Here is a 16,644-nt window from a genome sequence, read left to right as displayed (position 1 = left end):
CCCTCACCCGACAAGTGCGCGGCGCCCCGGGTGCCCGCGGTGGCGACGGAACCGGCCGCGGGCTGACCGGGTGTCATCGGGGCGCGCGCCGCGGGCTACAGCGGCACGATGTCCGGCGCGCCCAGCCGGGCTGCGTCGGCGGTCAGGTCGTCGGGCTGGCGCTGCGACTCGCGCTCTGCCTCGACCCGCTTCTTGTAGTGCTGCACCTCGCGTTCGGTGTGGTCCTTGTCCCAGCCCAGGACCGGTGCCATCAGTTCGGCGGCCTCGTGGGCGCTGAGCGTGCCCCGGTCGAAGGTCTCGATGGAGATGCGGGTGCGCCGGGTCAGTACGTCGTCCAGGTGGCGGGCGCCCTCGTGGGAGGCGGCGTACACGACCTCGGCGCGCAGGTAGTCGTCGGCGGCGTGCAGCGGTTCGCCGAGGGAGGGGTCGGCGGCGATCAGCTCCAGCACCTCCTCGGCGAGCGTCCCGTACCGGTTCAGCAGGTGCTCCACGCGCACGACGTGCAGTCCGGTCCGGGCGGCGACCCGGGCGCGCGCGTTCCACAGCGCCGGGTAGCCCTCGGCGCCCAGCAGCGGCACCTCCTCGGTGACGCAGTCGGCGACCCGCATGTCGAGGCCGTGCACCGCCTCGTCGACGGCGTCCTTGGCCATCACCCGGTACGTCGTGTACTTGCCGCCGGCGACCACGACCAGGCCCGGCACCGGGTGCGCGACGGTGTGCTCGCGGGACAGCTTGCTGGTGGCGTCGGACTCGCCGGCCAGCAGCGGGCGCAGCCCCGCGTACACGCCCTCGACGTCATCTCTGGTGAGCGGCACCGCCAGCACCGAGTTCACATGCTCGAGGAGGTAGTCGATGTCCGCGCTGGAGGCGGCCGGATGCGCCTTGTCGAGGTCCCAGCCGGTGTCCGTGGTGCCGATGATCCAGTGCCGGCCCCACGGGATGACGAAGAGCACGGACTTCTCGGTGCGCAGGATCAGCCCGGTGGAGGAGTGGATGCGGTCCTTGGGGACGACGAGATGGATGCCCTTGGAGGCGCGGACGTGGAACTGGCCGCGCTCCCCCACCATCGCCTGGGTGTCGTCGGTCCACACACCGGTGGCGTTGACGATCTGCTTGGCGCGGATCTCGTACTCCCCGCCGCCCTCGACGTCCTGCACCCGGGCACCGACGACCCGCTCGCCCTCGCGCAGGAATCCGGTGACACGGGCGCGGTTGGCGACCTGCGCCCCGTAGGCCGCCGAGGTGCGCACCAGGGTGGCCACGAAGCGGGCGTCGTCCATCTGCGCGTCGTAGTACTGGAGGGCGCCGACGAGGGCGTCCTTCCTCAGAGCGGGGGCGACGCGCAGCGCGTGACGGCGGCTCAGATGGCGGTGCACCGGCAGGCCCCTGCCGTGGCCGCGGGCCATGGACATGGCGTCGTAGAGCGCGACGCCCGAGCCCGCGTAGAGCCGCTCCCAGCCCTGGTGCTGCAGCGGGTACAGGAACGGGACCGGCTTCACCAGGTGCGGGGCGAGCCGCTCGAGGAGCAGGCCGCGCTCCTTCAGCGCCTCCCGGACCAGCGCGAAGTCGAGCATCTCCAGATAGCGCAGGCCGCCGTGGATCAGCTTGCTGGACCTGCTGGAGGTGCCCGACGCCCAGTCCCGCGCCTCGACCAGCCCCGTGGCCAGTCCTCGGGTGGCGGCGTCGAGGGCGGTGCCCGCGCCCACCACGCCGCCGCCGACGACCAGCAGGTCCAGCTCTCGCTCGGCCATGGCCGCGAGCGACTCGGCCCGCTGCTCGGGCCTCAGTGCCGCTGTCCTCACCGCTGCCTCCCGCTCGTCCGGCTCGTCCAGTCCATTCGCGTACCCCCCATGCCGAAATTCTGACCGTGTTGCCCGAATCCAGCCACCACGCACCCCCAACCTGTGGACAACCCCGGAGGACCGCCGGGCCAACACGCCCCGCCGCCGGGACCGGGCCGCCAACACTCACCGAAACTCGGCTGATCAATCCCGCAAATCGGTCATATTTACTCCTAGTCTGACGTTGTGCTCGCCCATCCTGTCCACAGGGCTTGCGCACCTGTCCCGCTTCGGCTACTGGGAAGGACGGCCCACGCCATGCCCGCAGATCTCGCCGTCATCGGACTCGGCCCGTACGGCCTGCCCCTGGCCCAGGCCGCCGTCGCCGCCGGCATCCCCACCCTCGGCTACCGCACCGGGCCCGAGGCCGGGCCGCTGACCCCCGCCGAAGTGCGCCGGATGCTCGCCACGGGCTTCCGGACCGCCGCAGGACCGGCCGAACTGGGCCGGGTGCGCACGGCCGTCATCTGCGCCCCAACCCCGCCGGGCCCGGACGGCGGCCTGGACCTCACCCAGGTGGAGGCCGCCGCCCGCACCCTCGCCGCGCACATGCGCCCGCACACCACGGTGATCCTGGAGTCGCCGGTGCAACCGGGCACCACGGAGGAGTTCCTCCGCCCGATCCTGGAGAAGGGCTCACGGCTCCGCGCCGGCCGGGACTTCCACCTCGCCTACGCCCCCAGCCGCGTCGACCCCGGCAACCGCGACTTCAGCCCGGCCAACACCCCGAAGGTGATCGGCGGTCTCACCCCCGCCTGCACCGAGTCGGCCGCCGCGTTCTACGGCCGGCTCACCGACAAGGTGGTCCGCGCCCGCGGCCCCCGCGAGGCGGAGACGGTGCAGCTCCTGGAGGCCAACTTCCGTCACGTCAACATCGCCCTCGTCAACGAGATGGCCGTGCTCTGCCACGACCTCGGCGTCGACCTGTGGGACGTCATCCGCTGCGCGGAGACCAAGCCGTTCGGCTTCCAGGCCTTCCGCCCCGGCCCCGGCGTCGGCGGCCACTCCGCCCCGCAGGACCTGACCGGCCACGCCCCGCGCAGCCTGCGCCTGGTGGAACTGGCCACGCAGGTCAACAGCCAGATGCCGCGCTACGTCGTCCAGCGCGCCGCCGCGCTCCTCAACGAGCACGGCAAGTCCGCGCGCGGCGCCCGCGTCCTCCTCCTCGGGGTCACCTACAAGGCCGACCTCGCCGACCGGCAGGCCACCCCGGCCCGGGAGATCGCCACCCGGCTGATGGAACTGGGCGCCTCGGTCAGCTACCACGACCCGCACATCCCGGCCTGGACCGTCCTGGACCGCCCGGTCCCCCGCGCCGACTCCCTCTACGAGGCCGCTGCCGACGCCGACCTGACGATCCTCCTCCAGCAGCACCGCACGTACGACCTCCAGGGCCTCTCGGTCAAGGCCCAGCTCCTGCTGGACACCCGGGGCGCCACGCCGACGGGGGCGGCGCACCGGTTGTGAGAAGGGGGCGCGCGGGGGCGGCGTGCCACAGGGTTGGTGGTGAGGGGACCGCCACGCCGGTACGGTAGGAAACAAGTGAAACCCACCGCAGGGGCACTGCGGCAGGCTCCGGGGAAGTGCTCGGAGTGTCCGCCCCCTGGTCTCTGAAGGGGTGGCCGCTCACTTCCCGCAGATCGACAAAACACACCTCCTCCGGAGCTTCACCATCCGCAGACGGAGTCGGTCCCAGCGGGTGAGCTTGCGGTGGCGGCCCATGGCGCGCCCCTTCCACGATGCCGCCGTCAGCCCGGTGGGCGGTCCGTCAGGAGATCGGGCCGCGCGCCCCCTGAGTGTCCCGGGCGCCCAGCGCGCTCACCAGCCCTCCGCCGGGCATGCGAAAGGGCCGGTCACCTCACCAGGTGACCGGCCCCGCAGGTGGCCCGGCTAGCGGCGGTGCTGGGAGTCCGCCACCGTGACCTCCACCCGCTGGAACTCCTTCAGCTCGCTGTACCCGGTCGTGGCCATGGCCCGACGCAGCGCACCGAAGAAGTTCATCGAGCCGTCCGGGGTGTGCGACGGGCCGGTGAGGATCTCCTCGATGGTGCCGACCGTGCCGAGGCCGACCTTCTGGCCGCGCGGCAGCTCCTCGTTGACGGCCTCCATGCCCCAGTGGTGGCCCCGGCCCGGTGCGTCGGTGGCGCGGGCCAGCGGCGAGCCCATCATCACCGAGTCGGCGCCGCAGGCGATCGCCTTGGGCAGGTCGCCGGACCAGCCGACGCCGCCGTCCGCGATCACGTGCACGTACCGGCCGCCGGACTCGTCCATGTAGTCCCGGCGGGCCGCGGCCACGTCGGCGACCGCCGTGGCCATCGGGACCTGGATGCCCAGCACATTGCGCGTGGTGTGCGCGGCACCGCCGCCGAAGCCGACCAGCACGCCCGCCGCGCCGGTGCGCATCAGGTGCAGGGCGGCGGTGTAGGTGGCGCAGCCGCCGACGATCACCGGGACGTCCAGTTCGTAGATGAACTGCTTCAGGTTCAGCGGCTCGTGCGAGGACGAGACGTGCTCCGCGGAGACCGTGGTGCCGCGGATGACGAAGATGTCGACGCCCGCGTCCACGACCGCCTTGGAGAACTGGGCGGTGCGCTGCGGGGAGAGCGCGGCGGCGGTGACCACACCGGAGTCGCGGACCTCCTTGATCCGCTGGCCGATCAGCTCCTCCTTGATCGGCGCGGCGTAGATCTCCTGGAGGCGGCGGGTGGCGTCCTCGGCGGGCAGCGCGGTGACCTCGTCGAGCAGCGGCTGCGGGTCCTCGTACCGCGTCCACAGGCCCTCGAGATTGAGCACGCCCAGGCCGCCCAGCTCGCCGATGCGGATCGCGGTGGCCGGGGAGACGACCGAGTCCATGGGGGCGGCGAGGAACGGCAGCTCGAAGCGGTAGGCGTCGATCTGCCAGGCGATGGAGACCTCCTTCGGGTCCCGGGTACGACGGCTGGGGACGACGGCGATGTCGTCGAAGGCGTACGCCCGGCGGCCGCGCTTGCCGCGCCCGATCTCGATCTCAGTCACGTCTGTGGCCTTTCCCTGATGCGTTGCAGCGCCTTCCAGTATCCCCGACGGGCACGGCAAGGGCGGCCCCGGCCGTGTGCGGGGCCGCCCTCGGGGATCCCGGCGGCTACTTCCGGCTGTAGTTCGGCGCCTCGACCGTCATCTGGATGTCGTGCGGGTGGCTCTCCTTGAGCCCGGCCGCGGTGATCCGCACGAAGCGGCCCTTCGACTCCATCTCCTGGACGGTGGCGGCACCCACATAGCCCATGGTCTGGCGCAGGCCGCCGACGAGCTGGTGCAGCACGTTGGCCAGCGGGCCGCGGTAGGGCACCTGGCCCTCGATGCCCTCGGGAACCAGCTTGTCGTCGGACGCCACCTCGGCCTGGAAGTAGCGGTCCTTGGAGTACGACCTGCCCTGGCCGCGGGACTGCATGGCGCCCAGCGAACCCATGCCGCGGTACGACTTGAACTGCTTGCCGTTGATGAACTGCAGCTCGCCGGGCGACTCCTCGCAGCCTGCGAGGAGGCTGCCCAGCATGACCGTGTCGGCGCCGGCGGCGAGCGCCTTGCCGATGTCGCCGGAGTACTGCAGACCGCCGTCGCCGATCAGCGGGACGCCTGCCGGGCGGGCGGCGAGGGACGCCTCGTAGATGGCGGTGACCTGCGGGACGCCGATCCCGGCGACGACACGGGTGGTGCAGATCGAGCCGGGTCCGACCCCGACCTTGATGCCGTCGACCCCGGCGTCGATCAGGGCCTGGGCGCCGTCACGGGTGGCGACGTTGCCGCCGATCACATCCACGCCGACGCTCGACTTGATCTTCGCCATCCAGCTCAGGGCGTTGCTGTTGTGGCCGTGCGAGGTGTCGACGACCAGGAAGTCCACCCCGGCCGCGGCCAGCGCCTGGGCGCGCTCCAGGGCCTCGGGGCTGGCACCGACGGCGGCACCGACCAGCAGCCGGCCCTCGGTGTCCTTCGCGGCGTGGGGGTACTGCTCGGCCTTGACGAAGTCCTTGACCGTGATGAGGCCCCTGAGGATGCCCGCGTCGTCGACCAGCGGCAGCTTCTCGATCTTGTGGCGGCGCAGCAGCTCCATGGCGTCCAGGCCGGAGATCCCGACCCTGCCGGTGACCAGCGGCATCGGGGTCATGACCTCGCGCACCTCGCGCGTGCGGTCGCTCTCGAAGGCCATGTCACGGTTGGTGACGATGCCGAGCAGCTTGCCCGCCGGGTCGGTGACCGGGACGCCGCTGATGCGGAACTTGGCGCACAGGGCGTCCGCCTCGGCCAGGGTGGCCTCGGGGTGCACCGTGATGGGGTCGGTGACCATGCCGGACTCGGACCTCTTGACCAGGTCGACCTGGTTGACCTGGTCCTCGACGGAGAGGTTGCGGTGCAGCACGCCGACACCGCCCTGGCGGGCCATGGCGATCGCCATGCGCGCCTCGGTCACCTTGTCCATCGCCGCCGAGAGCAGCGGGATGTTCACCCGGACGTTGCGGGAGATGCGGGACGAGGTGTCGACCGCGTTGGGCAGCACCTCGGATGCGCCCGGCAGCAGCAGCACGTCGTCGTAGGTCAGCCCGAGTGTCGCGAATTTTCCGGGCACTCCGTCGACGTTGGCAGTCATGACACCTTCCCCAAATGGCCTTGATCGGTGCGGATGTCCATGCTAACGGGAAGCATGGCCATCTCATTCCACGGTTGTGGACGGCTGGGGGCTTCGTATGTTCGTACGGAACCCGTCTGTTCGTACGGAACCGTCGGGATCGCTGTTCAGGTGTGGCCGGGGAGCGGGGAGCCGGGGCGCCTGTGCGGCGGGGAGCAGGTGCCTACTGCTCGGCGAGTGCCCTGAGTCTGCTCAGGGCCCTGTGCTGGGCCACCCGGACCGCTCCCGGTGACATTCCCAACATCTGTCCGGTCTCCTCCGCGGTCAACCCCACTGCGATCCGCAGCAGGAGCAGCTCGCGCTGGTTCTCCGGCAGGTTGGCCAGGAGCTTCTTGGCCCATTCGGCGTCGCTGCTGAGCAGCGCGCGCTCCTCGGGGCCGAGGGAGTCGTCGGGGCGCTCCGGCATCTCGTCGGAGGGCACCGCCGTGGAGCCGGGATGGCGCATCGCGGCCCGCTGCAGGTCGGCGACCTTGTGGGCGGCGATGGCGAAGACGAACGCCTCGAAGGGGCGCCCGGTGTCCTTGTAGCGGGGCAGCGCGAGGAGGACCGCGACGCAGACCTCCTGGGCGAGGTCCTCCACGAAGTGCCGGGCGTCGCCCGGAAGCCGGGACAGCCGGGTCCGGCAGTAGCGCAGCGCCAGCGGGTGGACGTGTGCGAGCAGGTCGTGGGTGGCCTGCTCGTCCCCGTCCACGGCGCGATGGACGAGGGCACCGACAGTTCCCTGGCCGGCGGCCGCCTCGTCGTCGCGCATCGGTCCATGGTGCCCTGTGGCCGGGTGGCCCGTGGCACCGTGTCCGTCGTTGTGCACCGAAGCGTTATGAGCAGGTGCGCCGGAACTCATCCCCTGCGCCCTCCCCTTCCGCTTGACCGACTTGTCCCCGAGGAACTCCACACCTCAAGGATGCGGCATCGGCGGCGAAACGAGCAGCGGGCACCCGGCGGGTTGCCTTGTCACCCCCGCCCACCTCGCGGTAAGCGGGGATCGCCGCACTCCCGTCGGGCCCGTCGGGCCGCCACGCCACGGGTTTCCTAGCGCACCAGGCCCCACCGGAAGCCGAGCGCCACCGCGTGCGCCCGGTCCGAGGCACCGAGCTTCTTGAAGAGCCGCCGGGCATGGGTCTTGACCGTGTCCTCGGACAGGAACAGCTCACGGCCGATCTCGGCGTTCGAGCGGCCGTGGCTCATGCCCTCCAGGACCTGGATCTCCCGCGCGGTGAGCGTCGGTGCGGCGCCCATCTCGGCGGAGCGCAGCCGGCGCGGGGCCAGCCGCCAGGTCGGGTCGGCGAGGGCCTGGGTGACCGTGGCCCGCAGCTCGGCGCGCGAGGCGTCCTTGTGCAGATACCCACGGGCCCCGGCGGCCACGGCGAGGGCCACGCCGTCGAGATCCTCGGCGACGGTGAGCATGATGATGCGCGCACCGGGGTCGGCGGAGAGCAGCCGCCGGACCGTCTCGACGCCGCCCAGTCCGGGCATGCGCACGTCCATCAGAATCAGATCCGAGCGGTCGGCTCCCCAGCGGCGGAGGACTTCCTCGCCGTTGGCAGCCGTCGTCACGCGCTCGACGCCGGGCACGGTCGCGACCGCGCGGCGGAGCGCCTCTCGGGCAAGCGGGGAGTCGTCGCAGACGAGGACGGAAGTCATGGCCGTCCTCCGCAGCTGATGCGCGTCACCTTGAGCCTCCAGGCTGGTACGAAATCGTCACCTGTGCGGTCGACCGTCTCGGACGCCCGCCCGAGCGCTTGTTCCTTCAACCGCCTCCGCCCTCTCAACGACGGTCACTCGAAAGAGTTACGGGGCTGTGTGTCGTCTTCGGCACTCTACGTGAGGGGGCGGACACGGTGCAGACATGCGCGGCGGACCCACAAGCTTTCATCACAACCCATGCCCCATTCGGCCCTTTTTCTTCCGCTTTGGTGGTGTCTGAGACTAGATTCGCAATGAGTCATATTTTCATCTCCTTAGATGGTAGTTGTACGGTCGAGGGCACCGTATCCACCCAGATCGGCTGCAAGGGGTCACGCAATGGCAGATTTCTCCCGCCTTCCCGGACCGAACGCGGACCTGTGGGACTGGCAGCTTCTGGCTGCGTGCCGCGGGGTGGACAGCTCGCTCTTCTTCCACCCGGAGGGCGAGCGCGGTGCGGCGCGGAGCGCTCGCGAGAACTCGGCCAAAGAGGTCTGCATGAGGTGTCCGGTGCGCGCCGAGTGCGCGGCCCACGCGCTGGCGGTACGCGAGCCGTACGGCGTGTGGGGCGGACTGACCGAGGACGAGCGCGAGGAGCTGATGGGGCGGGCGCGGCACCGTCTGGTGTCGACGTCGGGGGCCGGGGGCACCGCGCCGAGCCACTGAAGGAACGTTTCTTCGAACAGGGGGCGGTTCTACCGCAGAAGCCCGCCGGAGACGCCGGACGGGTCCTGGCTGCGCGCAGCTCCGGCCAGTTCGTCCAGGGTGGCGGTCACGGCCGGGACCTGGGCCAGGTCCGGCAGGGTGAGCGCGACGATCTCGCGGCGCACCGCCGGTTCCAAGGTGACCGTGCGCACACCCCGGGGGCGTACGGACTCCACGGCGAGCTGGGGCAGTACGGCGACGCCGAGGCCGGCGCCGACCAGGCCGACGACGGCCGGATAGTCGTCGGTGGCGAAGTCGATGCGCGGGACGAAACCCGCCGACCGGCACACCTCGACCAGCCGGCCGCGGCAGCGCGGACAGCCCGCGATCCACGGCTCCTCGGCGAGATCGCCGATCGCGACGGACTCGGCGCGCGCGAGCGGGTGCCGCTCGGGCACCAGCGCCACGAGCCGGTCGGTCAGCAGCGGCCGTACGACCAGGTCGTCCCACTCCGCTGCGTCCGCCGCGCCCTCGTAGCGGAAGGCGAGCGCCACATCGCAGTCACCCTCGCGCAGCATCCCGACGGACTTGGGCGGCTCGGCCTCCTCCAGGGAGACCCGGGTGCCGGGGTGGGCGGCGCGCAGCGCGGCGAGCGCGGTCGGCACCAGGGCGGAGCTGCCGCTCGGGAAGGAGACCAGCCGGACCCGCCCGGCCCGCAGACCCGCGATGGCGGCGACCTCCTCCTCGGCCGCGGTCAGCCCGGCGAGGATGCCCGCGGCGTGCCGCACCAGGGCCTCGCCGGCCTGGGTGAGCCGCATCTCGCGCCCGCTGCGCACCAGCAGGGGCGTGCCGACGGAGGCCTCCAGCGCCTTCATCTGCTGGCTGACGGCGGGCTGGGTGCAGCCGAGCTCGCGCCCGGCCGCCGAGAAGGAGCCGGTGGCGGCCACGGCGCGCAGGACACGGAGATGACGGGCCTCGATCACATCACCGAGGATAGCGCGACGATAAGGACCGCTTATCCCTTGCGGCGGATACCGCGTCGCAGCTTTGGGTGAGACTCCCTTACCGTGCGGTCATGAACGTTCTGTCAGTCAATCTGGGCCGTGCGACGGCCGTGCCGTACACCAACCACCCCGACGGCGTCACCGGCATCGACAAGCGGCCGGCCGAGGGGCCCGTTCGGGTGACGGCGCCGGGGCCGAAGGGAGTCGGCGCGAGCGGGCTCGCCGGGGACACGGTGTGCGACACGCGCCATCACGGCGGCGACGACCAGGCGGTCTACGCGGTGGCCCGGGAGGATCTCGACGACTGGGAGCGCGAGCTGGGGCGACCGCTGGCGAACGGCGCGTTCGGCGAGAACCTGACGACGGCCGGTGTGGATGTCTCCGGTGCACTGATCGGCGAGCGCTGGCGGATCGGCCCCGAGGTGGTGCTGGAGGTGACCAGCGGACGGATTCCCTGCCGCACCTTCCAGGGCCATGTCGGTGTGCCCGGCTGGGTGCGGCGCTTCACGGAGCGGGGCGCGCCGGGCGCGTACCTGCGGGTGATCGAGTCCGGGGAGATCCGAGGCGGCGACCCGGTGGAGATCGTGCACCGTCCCGGCCACGCGGTGACGGTGGCGCTGCAGTTCCGCGCGGTGACGACGGAGCGGGAGCTGCTGCCGCGGCTGCCGGCGGCGGGCGACGCCCTGCATGCGGAGGCACTGGCGACGGCGCGGAAGTACCTGGCGGACAGGAGCGGCTGAGGCCGGTTCGGCGCAGCGGTTCCGCACAGTTCCTGCACAGAGCCGCGGACCTGGTGGGCGAGCGGAGCCCGCGGATCCGGGTCACTAATCTTGCGCCATGACAACGGCATTGATTACGGGATCGACGGCGGGCATCGGCGCCGCGTTCGCACGGCGGCTGGCGGCCGACGGGCACGACCTGGTACTGGTCGCCCGCGACACCAAGCGGCTGCGCGAGCAGGCGACCGAACTGCACGACCGGCACGGCATCGAGGCCGAGGTACTGACGGCCGACCTCGCCGAGGACGACGGCATCGAGGCGGTGGCCGCCCGGCTGGGCGACCGCCGCAGCCCCGTCGACCTGCTGGTCAACAACGCCGGCTTCGGCAACAAGGGCCGCTACCTGGATGTGCCCATGGCCGACGAGCTGCGGATGCTCAAGGTGCACTGCGAGGCGGTGCTCCGGCTGACCTCGGCGGCGACCGGGGCGATGCGGGACCGGGGCCGCGGCGGCGTCGTCAACGTCGCCTCGGTCGCCGCTTTCGTCCCGCGCGGCACCTACGGGGCCTCCAAGGCCTGGGTCGTGCAGTTCACCCAGGGCGCGGCGCGGGATCTGGCGGGCAGCGGCGTACGCCTGATGGCGCTGTGCCCCGGTTTCGTCCGCACCGAATTCCACCAGCGGGCCGGGATGGGCACCGACAACATTCCCAAGTGGATGTGGCTCGACGCGGACAAGCTGGTCGCGGCGGCCCTGGACGACCTGGCCCGTGGCAAGAGCCTGTCCGTCCCGGACCCCCGGTACAAGGTCCTCATGGGCGCGGCGAAGCTGGTGCCACGGGGCATGCTGGGCGGGATCAGCTCCAGGACGGGGCGCAAGTACGGGCCGCAGTAGGGGCAGGAGCCGCCCCCACCCCCACCTTCTCCTTCCTGGTCCGTGGCGGGCTTCTCCCGACTGGACCAACGGCTCGCGCCACGAGCGTCCCTGGTGTTCGCCCTTCTGGTCCGCGGCGCCCATGCGGCGACAGGAGATGCGAGGGCCGAACTGTCGCGTCTGCCCCGCCCGCCACCGCTGCCGCCTGCACGTTCAGGATTTCAGCCCTCCAGGGGCGGCAGTTGCGAGTACGGGACCGAGCGGGCGGCTGCCGCTGATCGCCCGGCGGTACCGACACCCGGCCGGTGGGACTGGCCGCGTCGATGGCGAGCGGCGTCTCCTCACGGCTGAAGCTGTTTCCGCTCACGCTCGACCTGACGCGTGCCCTGCGCATCTCGCAGGCTCCGGCGGGCGTCCGGCCCGACACCGGAAACACCACGAAGGATCTCCTTTCCCGTGTCCGCGCCCGGTTCCCCGGCCTGGCGGTGCTGTCGGAGGCGACGCACGTGGAGCTGGGCGAGACCCTGGCCGAGGCGGGGTTCCCCTCTCCGCTGCGCCCCGGACCGGCGCCGGTTCGTGCCGCAGCCGCGGGACGGCGCGGGCGGTCGGCCGCTGCTGTCGTCCTCGGCGGCGATGCCGGGGCGGCGTCCGCTGTCACCCGCGGCACGTGTCCCTGGTCGGCCAGGTGGCAGGCCGGGACGGCGGTCGCCGTGCTGCGGCCCACCCCGCCCTTGAAGCCGTAGAGCGCGGTGCAGTCGGTGCGGGAAAGGCGCGATTCACCCGGACGGCGCAGCTCTGGTACCCGAGCGGGGCCTGTCACCCGAACGTGCGATCCATCTCCGTCCGTTCCTTGTCCGTGTGCCGGTGCGGCGTAGCGTCAGGTGGCTGCGCCCGCAGCGTGCGGGAGGTCGCAGACCGGCTGGAGAGAGGGCGGCATCAGGTGAGCGAGGGCACGGGTGACCGGGGCGAACCGTTCGTCGACGGCACCGACAGGGGGCGTACGGACAGGGCGGCGACGGGCCGGGGGGCGGGGGGCGGGGGTGGGACGGTGATGTTCTCCGACCTCGCCTCCTCTCCCCCCGTCGGTGGCTCCGCGACGCGGGCGGACACCGGGACAGGTACCCGACCCGCGTCGTCCGGCGCTCCATCCCCGGCCGCCCGCCCCGTACCGCTGCCCCGCGCCCGTACCGCCGCGCCGCGTGGGGCGTCGTCCCGGCGCGAGAAGCGGCAGTCGGGCAGGGTCGCGCAGCGGATCGTGCCGGACGACCTGCAGCCCGACGATCTGCGGCTGGAACTGATCGAACTCGGCGACGCGTTCCGCGCGTACCAGCGGCGTCCCGAACCCGACCTCGCCGTCCTCGCCGGACTCCACGACCGCAAGTCCCGCGCCTTCGCCGTGTGGGCGACGGTCACCGGAGACGCGTCCCTGAGCGAGGAGGCGGAACGGGCGGATACGGCCGCGCGGACCACCCGCGAGATGCACGCCAACCGCGTCGGCATCGCGGGGGACGGGGACGGGCCGGTGGTCGAGCGGCTCCTGACCCGGACTCAGGGCGCCCACGCCCGCAGCGTGCTGGAGCATGTCCGGGCCCGTGCCCCGCTCCCCGGGGCGGAGGGGCGGCTCGCGGTGCTCATGCTCACCCTGCGGACCGGGCGCGCGGGCACCGGGAACGTCACCGGGCAGGATCTCCACGGCTGGCTGCAGGGCGACGCCGAGCGGGTACTCCGGCAGTTGGTCGACGTCGGCTGGCTGCGTCTGCCGGAGGAGGTCACCGTCGACGACGCGCTGGCCTCCCGGCCCGAGGAGCCCACCCGGGTCACCGTCCCCTCGCTGCTGCCCGCCGGGCCCCGTCCGTTCCCCTTCGGCAAGGTCACCCGCGCAAGGCTTTCGGGGTGGGCGCAGAAGGCGGTGGGTGACCGGAGGCTGCGGAAAAAGAAGCCGGGCGCCGCCACGCGGCTCCTCGCCGTGTACACCGCCGCCCACAGCCGTCCCGACGGGCGTCTCGGCAGCCCCGAGGACGACGACGGTCTCGGTCTGGACGCGGTCGCCTCGTTCTGCGCCCTGCGGCCCGAGGACGTCGCCGCGCACACCGAACGGCTGGTCGGCGCCGACTGGCTCGCGGAGGCCGGCACCGACGGGGGGAGGCTGCGGGGGCGGCTCGCCGAGCGCGTACTGACGCTGAGCGGGCTGCTGTGACGGCTCCTCGGAGACGCGTCACCCGCCGCCTCACCGAGGGGCGCGCCACCGCCGCGTCGCCGGGGGCAGCCGACGACGGTAGCCGCCCCGACCACCCCGACGGCCTGGGGGGCTCACCGCTACAGATGCCGGTCGTGGGACCGAAGCGCCTGGTCGGAGGGGTTGCCGACGCGGGATCTCCGAGGCACGACCGCCGTTCTCACCGGCGGCACTCCTTCGCGGTCGCCGCCTCCTCCACGCTCCGCTTCAGCGCCACCCCGCGGGCGTCCGCCCGGCCCGGCGGCCGGCCTCGCACCAGCTGCACCGCGGAGGGGGCCGTACCGCACACCGGTCCATGACGCCCGTGGAACCGGTCGTGGGCGGACTGACGGCCGACGCCGTCGCCCACGGGGCGGATGCCGGGGCGGATGCCGGGGCGGGGCACCGAGCTGCGGCCGGCTCACGACGGCGCGGGTCGCCTCCTGTGGAGGTGAGCGACGAGCGCGGAGAGCGAGGGCCGGTGCCCGCGCCGGAGCGCCCGGGCCTGGCGAAGGGCGGGCGGCGGCTCGCGGAGGGCGGGCGCGGGCTCGCCCCGGTGGCGGCGCCGGCCGTGGAGTGGGTGGGGTGCGGCCGAGCGGCGGGTGCGCCCGGTGCGCCGGGGAAGACCGTGTGGGCCGTGGGTGACGGCCGGCTCCTTCTCTCACCTCTCCCCACCGACGACGCCGCACGCGGCGACGAACCCACCGGGGGCGGCCCGGCTCCCGCCCCCGGAAAAGCACACGGTGCCCAGCACCCCCGCAGGGGCACCGGGCACCGTTCAGCTCAGCGCGGCGCTCAGTGGGCGTGGCCGTGGCCGTGGCCCGCGGCGGCCGGCTCTTCCTCTTCCTTCTTCTCGACGACCAGGGTCTCGGTCGTCAGCAGCAGGGAGGCGATGGAGGCGGCGTTCTCCAGGGCGGAGCGGGTGACCTTCACCGGGTCGATGACGCCGGCCTTGACCAGGTCGCCGTACTCACCGGTGGCGGCGTTGTAGCCGCTGCCCTTCTCCAGCTCCTTGACCTTGGAGACGATGACGTAGCCCTCCAGGCCGGCGTTCTCCGCGATCCAGCGCAGCGGCTCGACGACGGCGTTGCGGACGACCGCGACACCGGTGGCCTCGTCGCCGGACTTGGAGAGGCTGCCTTCCAGGACCTTGGAGGCGTGCACCAGGGCGGAGCCGCCACCGGAGACGATGCCCTCCTCGACCGCGGCGCGGGTCGCGGAGATGGCGTCCTCCAGACGGTGCTTGCGCTCCTTCAGCTCCACCTCGGTGGCGGCGCCGACCTTGATCACGCACACGCCGCCGGCCAGCTTGGCGAGGCGCTCCTGGAGCTTCTCGCGGTCCCAGTCGGAGTCCGTGGCCTCGATCTCGGCCTTGATCTGGGAGACGCGGCCCTCCACGTCCTCCTTGTTGCCGGCACCGTCGACGATGGTGGTGTCGTCCTTGGTGACGGTGATGCGGCGGGCGGTGCCGAGCACGTCCAGACCGACCTGGTCGAGCTTGAGGCCGACCTCCTCGGAGATGACGGTGGCGCCGGTGAGGACGGCCATGTCCTGCAGCATCGCCTTGCGGCGGTCGCCGAAGCCGGGGGCCTTCACCGCGACGGCGTTGAAGGTGCCGCGGATCTTGTTGACGACGAGGGTGGACAGGGCCTCGCCCTCGACGTCCTCGGCGATGATCAGCAGCGGCTTGGAGGCGTTGGCCTGGATGACCTTCTCCAGCAGCGGCAGCAGGTCCGCGATGGAGGAGATCTTGCCCTGGTGGATGAGGATGTAGGCGTCGTCCAGGACGGCCTCCATGCGCTCCTGGTCCGTCACGAAGTACGGCGACAGGTAGCCCTTGTCGAAGGCCATGCCCTCGGTGAAGTCCAGCTCCAGACCGAAGGTGTTGGACTCCTCGACGGTGATGACACCGTCCTTGCCGACCTTGTCCATCGCCTCGGCGATCAGCTCGCCGACCTGCTGGTCCTGGGCGGACAGCGCGGCGACGGCGGCGATGTCGGACTTCTCGTCGATCGGGCGGGCGGTGGCGAGGAGGTCCTCGGAGACGGCGGCGACGGCCGCGTCGATGCCCTTCTTCAGCAGCGCCGGGGACGCACCGGCGGCGACGTTCTTCAGGCCCTCGCGGACCAGCGCCTGGGCCAGCACGGTGGCGGTGGTGGTGCCGTCACCCGCGATGTCGTTGGTCTTGGTCGCCACCTCCTTCACCAACTGGGCGCCGAGGTTCTCGTACGGGTCCTCGACCTCGACCTCGCGGGCGATGGTGACGCCGTCGTTGGTGATCGTGGGGGCGCCGAACTTCTTGTCGATGACGACGTTGCGGCCCTTGGGGCCGATGGTCACCTTGACGGTGTCGGCGAGCTTGTTGACGCCGCGCTCGAGGGCGCGACGGGCGTCCTCGTCGAACTTCAGGATCTTCGCCATGGGAGCGTGAGCCCTCTTCCGGAATCTGGGTTTAACGACGCTGCGCCCCGGGCGCCCGGCTTCTCATCGGTCGCGGGGGGCCAGGGGCGCAGCTCAAAGCGGTGTGCTTCGGGGTGAACTACTTCTCGACGATCGCGAGCACGTCGCGGGCCGAGAGGACGAGGTACTCCTCGTTGTTGTACTTCACCTCGGTGCCGCCGTACTTGCTGTAGAGCACGACGTCGCCGACCTTGACGTCGAGCGGAAGGCGGTTGCCGTCCTCGAAGCGGCCCGGGCCCACGGCCAGGACGACGCCCTCCTGGGGCTTCTCCTTGGCGGTGTCCGGAATGACCAGGCCCGAAGCCGTGGTCTGCTCGGCGTCCAGCGGCTGGACCACGATACGGTCCTCGAGCGGCTTGATGGCAACCTTGGAGCTGGCGGTCGTCACGATCCGACCTCCCCCTTCGGAGATCTCACGGGGTTAACTGTCTGAGGTGGCGACCAGGTCGATCCGTCGTCGCGGGTGCCGGACCTGCCCGTCGCTGTGTTGGCACTCTCCGGTGGGGAGTGCCAGAGCCGAGACTATGACCGGGATTAGCACTC

The 16,644-nt window shown here is 72.2% G+C and carries 15 protein-coding genes; 6 read left to right on the top strand and 9 right to left on the bottom strand.

Annotated elements, in window-relative coordinates; genetic code table 11:
- Positions 1-95 precede the first annotated feature (95 nt).
- Complete coding sequence (locus V5O46_RS17305) at positions 96-1,802, bottom strand: glycerol-3-phosphate dehydrogenase/oxidase (protein WP_332885493.1); 1,707 nt, start codon at positions 1,800-1,802, stop codon at positions 96-98.
- 297 nt (positions 1,803-2,099) lie between these two features.
- Here V5O46_RS17305 and V5O46_RS17300 point away from each other — a divergent pair, with 297 nt between their 5' ends.
- Positions 2,100-3,308, top strand: coding sequence for a nucleotide sugar dehydrogenase (locus tag V5O46_RS17300; RefSeq protein WP_332885492.1), 1,209 nt, complete (start codon positions 2,100-2,102; stop codon positions 3,306-3,308).
- A gap of 423 nt (positions 3,309-3,731) precedes the next feature.
- Here V5O46_RS17300 and V5O46_RS17295 read toward each other — a convergent pair whose 3' ends face one another.
- The 4 genes from V5O46_RS17295 to V5O46_RS17280 all read right to left on the bottom strand — a co-directional run bounded on the left by V5O46_RS17295 (position 3,732) and on the right by V5O46_RS17280 (position 8,145).
- A complete protein-coding gene (locus tag V5O46_RS17295) occupies positions 3,732-4,856 on the bottom strand; it encodes a GuaB3 family IMP dehydrogenase-related protein (protein ID WP_332885491.1) in 1,125 nt (374 codons plus the stop codon).
- Positions 4,857-4,962: 106 nt separating this feature from the next.
- On the bottom strand, positions 4,963-6,465 hold the full coding sequence (guaB, locus tag V5O46_RS17290) for an IMP dehydrogenase (protein WP_332885490.1): 1,503 nt from the start codon (positions 6,463-6,465) through the stop codon (positions 4,963-4,965).
- A gap of 202 nt (positions 6,466-6,667) precedes the next feature.
- Positions 6,668-7,255 (bottom strand): sigma-70 family RNA polymerase sigma factor, encoded by a 588-nt coding sequence (locus tag V5O46_RS17285; RefSeq protein WP_332885489.1) that lies wholly within the window; start codon positions 7,253-7,255, stop codon positions 6,668-6,670.
- 278 nt (positions 7,256-7,533) lie between these two features.
- On the bottom strand, positions 7,534-8,145 hold the full coding sequence (locus tag V5O46_RS17280) for a response regulator transcription factor (RefSeq protein WP_003948568.1): 612 nt from the start codon (positions 8,143-8,145) through the stop codon (positions 7,534-7,536).
- 381 nt (positions 8,146-8,526) lie between these two features.
- Here V5O46_RS17280 and V5O46_RS17275 point away from each other — a divergent pair, with 381 nt between their 5' ends.
- Positions 8,527-8,853 (top strand): WhiB family transcriptional regulator, encoded by a 327-nt coding sequence (locus V5O46_RS17275; protein WP_332885488.1) that lies wholly within the window; start codon positions 8,527-8,529, stop codon positions 8,851-8,853.
- 29 nt (positions 8,854-8,882) lie between these two features.
- Here the strand turns inward: V5O46_RS17275 and V5O46_RS17270 are convergent, their stop codons facing one another.
- A complete protein-coding gene (locus V5O46_RS17270; RefSeq protein ID WP_332885487.1) occupies positions 8,883-9,815 on the bottom strand; it encodes a LysR family transcriptional regulator in 933 nt (310 codons plus the stop codon).
- Positions 9,816-9,907: 92 nt separating this feature from the next.
- Between V5O46_RS17270 and V5O46_RS17265 the strand changes: the two genes are divergently transcribed.
- The 4 genes from V5O46_RS17265 (at position 9,908) to V5O46_RS17250 (ending at position 13,623) form a co-directional block, all read left to right on the top strand.
- Positions 9,908-10,576 carry an MOSC domain-containing protein gene (locus tag V5O46_RS17265; RefSeq protein ID WP_332885486.1) on the top strand — a complete coding sequence of 223 codons (669 nt, stop codon included), beginning with the start codon at positions 9,908-9,910 and terminating at the stop codon, positions 10,574-10,576.
- 97 nt (positions 10,577-10,673) lie between these two features.
- Positions 10,674-11,447, top strand: coding sequence for an SDR family NAD(P)-dependent oxidoreductase (locus tag V5O46_RS17260; protein ID WP_332885485.1), 774 nt, complete (start codon positions 10,674-10,676; stop codon positions 11,445-11,447).
- 284 nt (positions 11,448-11,731) lie between these two features.
- Positions 11,732-12,169, top strand: a complete 438-nt coding sequence (locus V5O46_RS17255) for a hypothetical protein (protein WP_332885484.1) — start codon at positions 11,732-11,734, stop codon at positions 12,167-12,169.
- Between the two features lie 512 nt (positions 12,170-12,681).
- Positions 12,682-13,623 carry a hypothetical protein gene (locus tag V5O46_RS17250; RefSeq protein ID WP_332885483.1) on the top strand — a complete coding sequence of 314 codons (942 nt, stop codon included), beginning with the start codon at positions 12,682-12,684 and terminating at the stop codon, positions 13,621-13,623.
- 199 nt (positions 13,624-13,822) lie between these two features.
- Here the strand turns inward: V5O46_RS17250 and V5O46_RS17245 are convergent, their stop codons facing one another.
- The 3 genes from V5O46_RS17245 to groES all read right to left on the bottom strand — a co-directional run bounded on the left by V5O46_RS17245 (position 13,823) and on the right by groES (position 16,489).
- The gene (locus tag V5O46_RS17245) at positions 13,823-14,011 is read right to left on the bottom strand and encodes a hypothetical protein (protein ID WP_332885482.1); all 189 of its coding nucleotides are present in this window, start codon (positions 14,009-14,011) and stop codon (positions 13,823-13,825) included.
- Between the two features lie 425 nt (positions 14,012-14,436).
- Entirely contained in the window at positions 14,437-16,062 is a 1,626-nt protein-coding gene (groL, locus tag V5O46_RS17240) for a chaperonin GroEL (RefSeq protein WP_332885481.1), read from the bottom strand.
- Positions 16,063-16,180: 118 nt separating this feature from the next.
- A complete protein-coding gene (groES, locus tag V5O46_RS17235) occupies positions 16,181-16,489 on the bottom strand; it encodes a co-chaperone GroES (RefSeq protein WP_190206047.1) in 309 nt (102 codons plus the stop codon).
- Between the last annotated feature and the right edge of the window lie 155 nt (positions 16,490-16,644).

The sequence above is a fragment of the Streptomyces poriticola genome, from assembly GCF_036689765.1.
GTDB classification, from domain to species: domain Bacteria; phylum Actinomycetota; class Actinomycetes; order Streptomycetales; family Streptomycetaceae; genus Streptomyces; species Streptomyces poriticola.
The sequence above is the reverse complement of the archived record's forward strand: the minus strand, read 5'-3'. Positions and strand labels throughout refer to the sequence as shown.